Source organism: Campylobacter concisus (assembly GCF_902460875.1).
Lineage (GTDB): Bacteria > Campylobacterota > Campylobacteria > Campylobacterales > Campylobacteraceae > Campylobacter_A > Campylobacter_A concisus_AA.
In genome coordinates this window covers 294374-302408 of the sequence record NZ_CABPVR010000007.1, presented here as the reverse complement: position 1 = coordinate 302408, position 8035 = coordinate 294374, and the positions used below count along the sequence as shown (strand labels likewise).

General features: G+C 40.7%; 7 protein-coding genes. 4 read left to right on the top strand and 3 right to left on the bottom strand.

All coding sequences use genetic code 11. The features are described from left to right. Positions 1-61 precede the first annotated feature (61 nt). Positions 62-487, top strand: a complete 426-nt coding sequence (locus F3H01_RS05285; protein ID WP_149725075.1) for a hypothetical protein — start codon at positions 62-64, stop codon at positions 485-487. 45 nt (positions 488-532) lie between these two features. Here F3H01_RS05285 and F3H01_RS05280 read toward each other — a convergent pair whose 3' ends face one another. From F3H01_RS05280 to F3H01_RS05270, 3 genes are read right to left on the bottom strand one after another with little or no spacing between them, the layout of a single operon-like run. Next, positions 533-2134, bottom strand: coding sequence for a flagellar hook protein FlgE (locus F3H01_RS05280; protein ID WP_188116353.1), 1602 nt, complete (start codon positions 2132-2134; stop codon positions 533-535). A gap of 5 nt (positions 2135-2139) precedes the next feature. Further along, positions 2140-2847 carry a flagellar basal body rod modification protein gene (locus F3H01_RS05275; protein ID WP_021090228.1) on the bottom strand — a complete coding sequence of 236 codons (708 nt, stop codon included), beginning with the start codon at positions 2845-2847 and terminating at the stop codon, positions 2140-2142. A gap of 8 nt (positions 2848-2855) precedes the next feature. Next, positions 2856-4256: a flagellar hook-length control protein FliK gene (locus tag F3H01_RS05270; RefSeq protein ID WP_149725074.1), complete on the bottom strand. Its 1401-nt coding sequence runs from the start codon at positions 4254-4256 to the stop codon at positions 2856-2858. Positions 4257-4417: 161 nt separating this feature from the next. On the opposite strand from F3H01_RS05270, the gene typA reads away from it, so the two are divergent. The 3 genes from typA (at position 4418) to proC (ending at position 8028) form a co-directional block, all read left to right on the top strand. Continuing rightward, the gene (typA, locus tag F3H01_RS05265; RefSeq protein ID WP_149725073.1) at positions 4418-6220 is read left to right on the top strand and encodes a translational GTPase TypA; all 1803 of its coding nucleotides are present in this window, start codon (positions 4418-4420) and stop codon (positions 6218-6220) included. 399 nt (positions 6221-6619) lie between these two features. After that, positions 6620-7129, top strand: a complete 510-nt coding sequence (locus F3H01_RS05260) for a ubiquitin family protein (protein WP_223155377.1) — start codon at positions 6620-6622, stop codon at positions 7127-7129. Further along, on the top strand, positions 7126-8028 hold the full coding sequence (gene proC, locus F3H01_RS05255; RefSeq protein ID WP_149725071.1) for a pyrroline-5-carboxylate reductase: 903 nt from the start codon (positions 7126-7128) through the stop codon (positions 8026-8028). Before F3H01_RS05260 ends, proC begins: the two co-directional genes overlap by 4 nt. The last annotated feature ends 7 nt before the right edge of the window (positions 8029-8035 follow it).

The window sequence follows — 8035 nt, the reverse complement described above, 5'->3', positions numbered from 1 at the left end:
ATTTTTAAAAATTTAGCTTTAAAAGTATATAATCAGCCCAAATTTCATAAAAAGTAGAGTAATGTCTGGAAAGTTTAAACTTCGTTTTTTATCAGCTTTTAGAGATTTTTTTATCTATCATCACAAATCTTTAGAATTTCGTGCAAAAATTTTTGCTGCTATGATCTCTGCTAAATTTGACCCAGACGAAGATGATTTTTTTGTTTTAAATGACATTACAAATGAAATTTATGAAAATGACCAAACAAGAAAAGACTTTTTGATCCAAACTGTTAAAGAGTATGTAGTAAGAGTTAAAAGAAACGATAGAATCACACTTGATGCACTACTTTTAAGCATTGATAAAGACCTAAAAGATCACAAAAGATACACCAAAAAAATAGATTTTTCTCATCTTCGTCGCTTGATGAGTGGCTGTGAGGAAGAGATTTTAGTTCAGCAAAGAGTTTATGAGTTTTTAATAAGCGAAGTCAAACTCTATTCTTAAAATTATCATTCATTTTAAATTTTTAATCATCAACTAGCATAAAAATTATTTCTTCATCTGAATAGCAGTCTGAATCATCTCGTCGCTTGTTGTGATACTTTTTGCACTAGCCTCATAAGCCTTTTGCGTGACTATAACCTCACTTAACGCTTGACCAAGATCGACGTTACTCATTTCAAGTTTATTTGCAAGAATTTGTGAGCCATAAATAGTCTCACCAGCTTTATTTTTGTAAAAAAATGCTTCACCTGAATTTGGAGTTGCTTCATAGAGATTATCACCCACTTTTGATACACCCTGTTCATTTTGGAAGTGATATAGAGCTATTTTTGCAACTATAAATGAACGAGAATTGTCAAAATTTGCCATGATATTTCCACGGTCATCGACGCTATATTTTGTGAGATTTCCTTCGGCGTAGCCATCTGCTTTTATTACAAAATCTTTTTTTGAATTGGCCGAGCTTGTTATTCCATTATAGACATTCGCATCTCCATCGCCAAGAAAATTTAAAGCAACGTTTCCAACGCTTGTTAATGTATTTGTAACAAGCCTACCGCTACCATCAAAAGTAAGTGTTCCCATAGCTGTATTTTGCACAACACCATTAGCATCAGTTATCGTAGCTGTGGCATTCCATGTAGTTTGATTGCCACCTTGAGGGATTTGCTTTGTAAAATTTATAGTTACTAAGCTCTTTGTACCATCACTGTTATATATCTCTGAGCTTAGTTTTTCTTTATTAGTTACTTCAACTAGTGATGTAACTTCAGCTTTTACATCTAAGCTAGCAAAATTCATAAATTTTAGGCTTTTATTGTTTATATGCCAGCTGCCATCGCTCTCTAGTGTGGTTGAAAACTCACTAATTTTACCATCACCGTCTTTTACTTTTACCACTACGCTATCACCTGCTTTTGCACCAAATCTTGTCTGACTTAGCGGGATTTGCCCATTTAGTGAGATAGTTTTGTTTGTATTATCGAGTGTATAGTTAAAATTTGCCGCATCAATGGCTGTTGTTCGCTTATCTGTTATAAGGCTTGAGTCTAGGTTACCTTTTAAATTTATATTTTTTGTTTGCTTGGCTGGCATATATAAAAAACGAGGTAAATTTATGCCTTTTTGTGAGCCAGTATCGCCTAGTTTTAGATCTTCTTCTTTTGCAGTAAATGCCTGCGTGGTACCTTTTGTTTGACCATATTTTCTAAGGGCATTAGCACTTGGAGTAACTGGAGTAAAACTTGTTAACGTACCAAGAAGCAAGTTGCCTTTATTATCTACTAAATTTCCAGCCCCATCTATATCGAAGCTACCTGTTCTTGTGTAGTAGTTTCTACCATTTTTATCAACGACACCAAAAAAGCCTTTACCGCCTATGGCTAGGTCAAAGTTATTATCAGTATTTTGAAAACTACCATTTGTCATCTTTAAAGCTGTCGTTTGTTTCGTAGCTCCAAGACCTACTTGATTGTTAGTTGGACCACTTCCAGCAGAAGCCATATGTTGATTGATTAAATTTTTAAACTCAGGGATTGAAGCTTTAAAACCTACGTTGTTGATATTTGAGATATTATTTGCCCAAACATCCATGCCAAAGCTTTGTGTTTTAATACCACTAATTCCGTTGTAAAAACCTCTCATCATGGCTTTTATCCTTCGTAAAATTCAGATATTTTATCCATTGGGACATATTCGCCTGCGATTTTTATCATGGCTTTACCATCTACAAATTTTACTGCCTCAACTGGATAGCTACCTACCTGAGTCTTGTATGAATTACCATCTTTCCCAGTGTAATTAACAGAGACTGTATATGCGCCATTTGGTAATTGTTTTCCAGAATCATCTTTGCCATCCCAAGATATTCTGCGAACTCCTGATTTTAGATCTTTTATATCGATTGAACGAACGACCTCTCCATTTGCATTTTTAATTTCAAGCTTGCCATTTGCAAGATCTGATTTAAAATAAAGTGCAAAATTTACAGTTTTTTGCTCATCTGTTAGTAAAACTGAGTTTGAACCAGTTGAGACCATTTTGCCAAGGGCTGAGATAGCATAGGCATTTGCATTTGATTTTAACTGATTTACAAGCTCTTTCATAGCTGAGTTTGTATTTTGTTGCATCTCTAGTGAAGCTAGCTGACTAGTTTGCGTAAGCATCTTTTCAGTATCCATAGGGCTTGTTGGGTCTTGATACTGAAGCTCTGTTAAAAGTAGCTTCATAAATGCATCTTTATCTAGCTGCGCATTTGGGTTAGTTCCTGTGCCAGCTGCCGCATCTTGCTTTGCTTTTGCCTTTTTCTCGGCGTTTTTTTGTTGTGTTGTTTGTGTAGTTATATCTGAAACTGAAGCCATGATCTCTCCTAAATATATCTTGGTATTACTAGCTCAAGCAAGCTTTGTTCCGCTTGAGTGTTTTCGCTCTCATCGCTTTGATTTGAGCTATATTTATTCTTTGCTTGTTCTTTTTTATCTTGTCTTTGATTTTGATCTGAGAAATTCATCTCAAGCTCGGTAAATCCCATATTTACAAGGCTATTTTTAAACTCGGCTTGATTTTGTAAAAATAAATTCATCGTAGCCGTAGTTGAGTTAAAATTTACATGCAAGTTGTTGCCACGATTTACCATCGTGATCTCAACCTCTCCTAATTTTAGTGGATTAAGCGTGATGTTAAAACGAGTGATCGGAGCTTTATAGTTTTGCACCTGCTCTTTTAGTGTAGAAGAGAAGTTACTAAGCGTCTCTTTTATCTCAGCCTTTGTTTGAAGCTGGTGTTTGGCACTACTAGCGATATCTTTTACCATTTGATTTAGTTCTGATTTATTATCGCTGTTAAATGTCTCTTTGCTCTCTAAATTCTCATTTTTTTGCTGTTCTCTTTCAGGGAAGAGTAGCGACTCAAGAGTTGGGGCTTTTTGCGCCTTTTGCTCGTGTAAATTTACCTTTACTTTAGGCTCTTTTAGCTGCTCCTCTGGCTCAACATCCACTATCTCATCATCAAGCTTTACTTCACTATCTAGCTTTTTAGGCTCTTCTTTTACTAAATTTTTAGCTTCATTTGTTGGATTTGCTACCACCTCTTTTAGCAAAGTATCAAGCTTTACGACCTCTTTTGGCTCGTTTTTGATGATAGTTTGCTCGACCTCGTTTTTTAGCTCTTTTAGGTAAAAAGGCTTCTCTTCGATCTTTATAGGTGTGAAAAATTCTTTCTTGCCTAAATTTTTAAACATCTCATTTAGTTTTGGCACGTCTTCATTTGAAATTTCTATATTTTCAAGGCCAAGGTTAAATTTCTTAGCAAGGTCGATAAGATCGCTAACGCTTTTAACGTTGCTAAGCTCTTCGACATTTTCAGGCACACTTAAGAAATTTGCGATCTTGTCGCTGAAATTTGGAAATTTACTTACTTTTTCATTGCCATTTAGAATTTCTAAAACTTGCAAAAGCTGCATGAAATTTGCATTTTCATAGAGCTCATTTTTTGTATCTTCGTCTAAATTTTCTTCAAGTGCGGCTGAAATTTTTGCCGCGCTTTCGCTTTGAGCTTTTTGCAGTGTCTCTTTTTGAGTGGTAACCGTTTTTACTATCTCTTTGACATCTTTTTCAGTGATTTTTTGGCCGCTATTTGCCTTGCTCGCAGCTGCATCTAAAACCATCGACAAAAATTCGCCGTTGTTTTGAGATTTTTTAGAAACAGAGGGCTTTTTACCTCCAGTAGGAGCTAGCAAATCTACGTTATTTTTCGCTGTATAAGCTTGCATTTAAACCTTTCAAATTTTTAAACTTAATGCCAAGCATGCAAAATCTATTCCAAAAATTAATTTCTTGATATCAGCTTAAAATTTATAAAAATTTGGCTATAATCTGCCCCTATTTTAAAACTGACAAACGAAAAATAGCAAACTAATAAACGGAGAAAAATTTGGAAAAGATACGAAATATAGCCGTTATCGCACACGTCGACCACGGTAAAACAACAATGGTTGATGAGCTTTTGAAGCAGTCAGGAACATTTAACGAACATCAAAGCGTTGGCGAACGTGTCATGGATAGCAACGATATCGAAAGAGAACGTGGTATCACGATCCTTTCTAAAAATACTGCTATTCGTTACAAAGATACAAAGATCAACATCATCGATACTCCGGGCCACGCTGACTTTGGTGGTGAGGTTGAGCGCGTTCTTAAGATGGTTGATGGCGTTTTGTTGCTTGTCGATGCGCAAGAAGGCGTTATGCCACAAACTAAATTCGTCGTAAAAAAGGCACTTTCACTAGGGCTTCGCCCAATCGTCGTTGTAAATAAGATCGATAAGCCAGCAGGCGATCCAGACCGCGTTATAAATGAAATTTTTGACCTTTTTGTAGCACTTGATGCAAACGATGAGCAGCTAGAATTTCCAGTCGTTTATGCCGCTGCTAAAAATGGCTATGCAAAGCTAAAACTAAGCGATGAAAACAAAGATATGCAGCCACTTTTTGAGACTATCTTGGCTCACGTACCATCTCCAAGCGGCAGCGACGAGAACCCACTTCAGCTTCAAGTTTTTACGCTTGATTATGACAACTATGTCGGCAAGATCGGCATCGCGAGAATTTTTAACGGTAAGATATCAAAAAATCAAAATGTCATGCTTGCAAAGGCTGATGGTACAAAGACAACTGGTAGGATTTCAAAGTTAATTGGCTTTATGGGTCTTGAAAGAACCGATATTAACGAGGCTGGCACTGGCGACATCGTAGCGATCGCTGGCTTTGATGCGCTTGATGTTGGCGATAGTGTCGTTGATCCAAATAATCCTCATCCGCTCGATCCTCTCCATATCGAAGAGCCAACACTTAGCGTTGTATTTTCTGTAAATGATGGGCCATTAGCAGGTACTGAGGGCAAACACGTCACATCAAATAAGATCGATGAGCGCCTTGCAAACGAGATGAAGACAAATATTGCGATGAAATACGAAAACATCGGCGAGGGCAAATTTAAAGTAAGCGGCCGTGGTGAGCTTCAGATCACTATCTTGGCTGAAAATATGCGCCGCGAGGGGTATGAATTTTTACTTGGCAGACCTGAGGTCATCGTAAAAGAGATAAACGGCGTAAAATGCGAGCCATACGAGCTTTTAGTGATCGATGCGCCTGACGATACGACAGGCACAGTCATAGAAAAACTAGGCAAAAGAAAAGCTGAAATGGTCTCTATGAACCCAACAGGTGATGGTCAAACAAGGATCGAGTTTGAGATCCCAGCACGCGGACTTATCGGTTTTAGAAGCCAGTTTTTGACTGATACAAAAGGCGAGGGCGTTATGAACCACAGCTTTTTGGAGTTTAGGCCGTTAAGTGGAACAGTGGAGCACAGAACAAATGGTGCTTTAGTTTCGATGGAAAACGGAGTAACGCTTGCTTATTCGCTATTTAACTTGCAAGATCGTGGTGTGCTTTTCCTTGATCCGCAAGCAAAAGTCTATGTAGGCATGATCATCGGCGAGCACAGCCGTCCAAACGACCTTGACGTAAATCCTATCAAGGGTAAAAACCTAACAAACGTGCGTGCTAGCGGTAGCGACGATGCGATCAAGCTTGTGCCACCTAGAAAGCTAAGCCTTGAGCGCGCACTAGAGTGGATCGAGGATGACGAGCTAGTCGAGGTTACGCCTATAAATATCCGCGTTCGCAAGCGCTATTTAGACCCAACAGAGCGCAAAAGAAAAGCAAAACTCTAATTAAAATTTGTCATCTAGCCCCTTTGTAAAGGGGCTAATAATTAAACTCTAAAAACAGCAAAAAAGATTTAAATAAATTCTTATATCTTTTTGAATTATTTATTTAAATTGGCTTTGTTCAAGACGAAATAGAGTCATTCTCTCTCATCTAAAATTTATCAATCCTAAAACTATTTATACTTTAAAATACCATACTTACTTTTCTATTTTTACTTTTAATATAATCAATACAAAAATGCTTAGTTTATGCTAGAATCGGCGTAAATTTAAAGGAAACCGATGAAAAAACTAAAATTTATCTTCGCTTTCGCCGCAGCGTTAATTTTTGGCGGCTGCTACGAGACGACACTGCTTACGCGCGTGCCGATCTCTACGCTTGCTTCGGATAAAGGCGAGGATGTGAAATCCACGATCGTGCTAACTGGCATAACGCCGCAGACGCACGAAACGAAGACGGTAACGGACAACGTTCGCATTTTCGTCCCTGACGCTAAATTTAAGGATTTTCCGACGGGAGAAACCGCCTACGAGATGAGTGTGAGCGTCGGCAAGGGCGAAAAGGGCGGCAAAAACTCGGACAAGCGCGTCGTGCGGATATATCTAAGCCCAGACGGCGACGTCTACGGTAAGCTTAGCAAAAACATACTCGAGCAGTACGCGGGCGCAGCTAAACAGAAAATGGAGCCGACGCTAAAAGCGGCGATCAAATTTGAAAATGACACGAACGTCGTTTATGAGCTGGTCGTGGGCAACGAGTTTAAGGCGAGCGACGAGGCGCAAACGGGCGGCGTTTATACCTTGGCGCCTGGGCAGGTTACGGGCGCGATCTGGGCGGATAGCGCGGCGGTAAATACGGCGATCGCGGGCAAAGCGGTCAAAATCGGCACTCTAAAAAAGACGGCGAAATGAAAAACGTAAAAATAGGCTTCATCGGCGGCGGAAATATGGGCGGCGCAATGATAGAGGCGCTTTGGCGAGCGCAACCTGACGGGGCAAGCTCGGCCGAGGACGAGCAGAAATTTGACGGCGGTAGCGAGGCGTGCGGGACGGAAAATTTAGCACAAACGGATAAAAACGCGAGCCAGTGCGAATGCGAAAAAAAGGCGAAATTTGAAATCCTAGCCTGCGCCAGAAGCAAAAACGAAGCCTTACGGCAGAGATTTAGCGTAAAAATAGCCGCGAGCGAAGCGGATCTAGCGCGCGAAGCGGACGCGGTCGTGCTGGCTACTAAGCCCGCCAGCTACGAGGCTATCTTGCGCCTGATCGCGCCCGAGCTTGCGGGCAAAATTTTGCTTCTTTTGGCGCCGGGTTTTGACATAAAGCGCGCTAGGCAAATCGTAGGCGAAGGCGTTTATATCGCTCGCGCGATGCCAAATATAGCAGCTTGCATCGGCGCGTCGGCTACGGCTCTTTGCTTTGACGCGGGATTTAGCGAGGCTAAGGAAGAGACCGTGCGCGAGATAATCGCTAAAATAGGCAAAATTTACGAGATAGACGAGGCCGGGTTTGCCGCATTTACTGGTATCGCAGGAAGCCTGCCCGCGTATGTTTGCGCCTTTATCGAGGCTGCGGCGGATGCGGGTGTGCGAGGCGGACTGCCTAGGCGGCTTTGCTACGACGCCGTCTGTGCGGCGATAGAGGGGACGGCGCGCCTGATCCAAAGCGGCAAGCACCCGGCCGCGCTAAAAGACGAGGTCTGCTCGCCGGGCGGAACCACGATTGAGGGACTTGCCGCGCTTGAAAAAGGCGGATTTCGCGGCGCCTTGATGCAAGCCGTCGCCGCTTGCATCGCCAAGACTCGGAGTTAGATAAATT

Excerpts from the sequence above, each read along its gene's own strand:
- F3H01_RS05285 (WP_149725075.1), top strand. The coding sequence starts at position 62 with ATGTCTGGAAAGTTTAAACTTCGTTTTTTATCAGCTTTTAGAGATTTT.
- F3H01_RS05280 (WP_188116353.1), bottom strand. The coding sequence starts at position 2,134 with ATGATGAGAGGTTTTTACAACGGAATTAGTGGTATTAAAACACAAAGC.
- F3H01_RS05275 (WP_021090228.1), bottom strand. The coding sequence starts at position 2,847 with ATGGCTTCAGTTTCAGATATAACTACACAAACAACACAACAAAAAAAC.
- F3H01_RS05270 (WP_149725074.1), bottom strand. The coding sequence starts at position 4,256 with ATGCAAGCTTATACAGCGAAAAATAACGTAGATTTGCTAGCTCCTACT.
- proC (WP_149725071.1), top strand. The coding sequence starts at position 7,126 with ATGAAAAACGTAAAAATAGGCTTCATCGGCGGCGGAAATATGGGCGGC.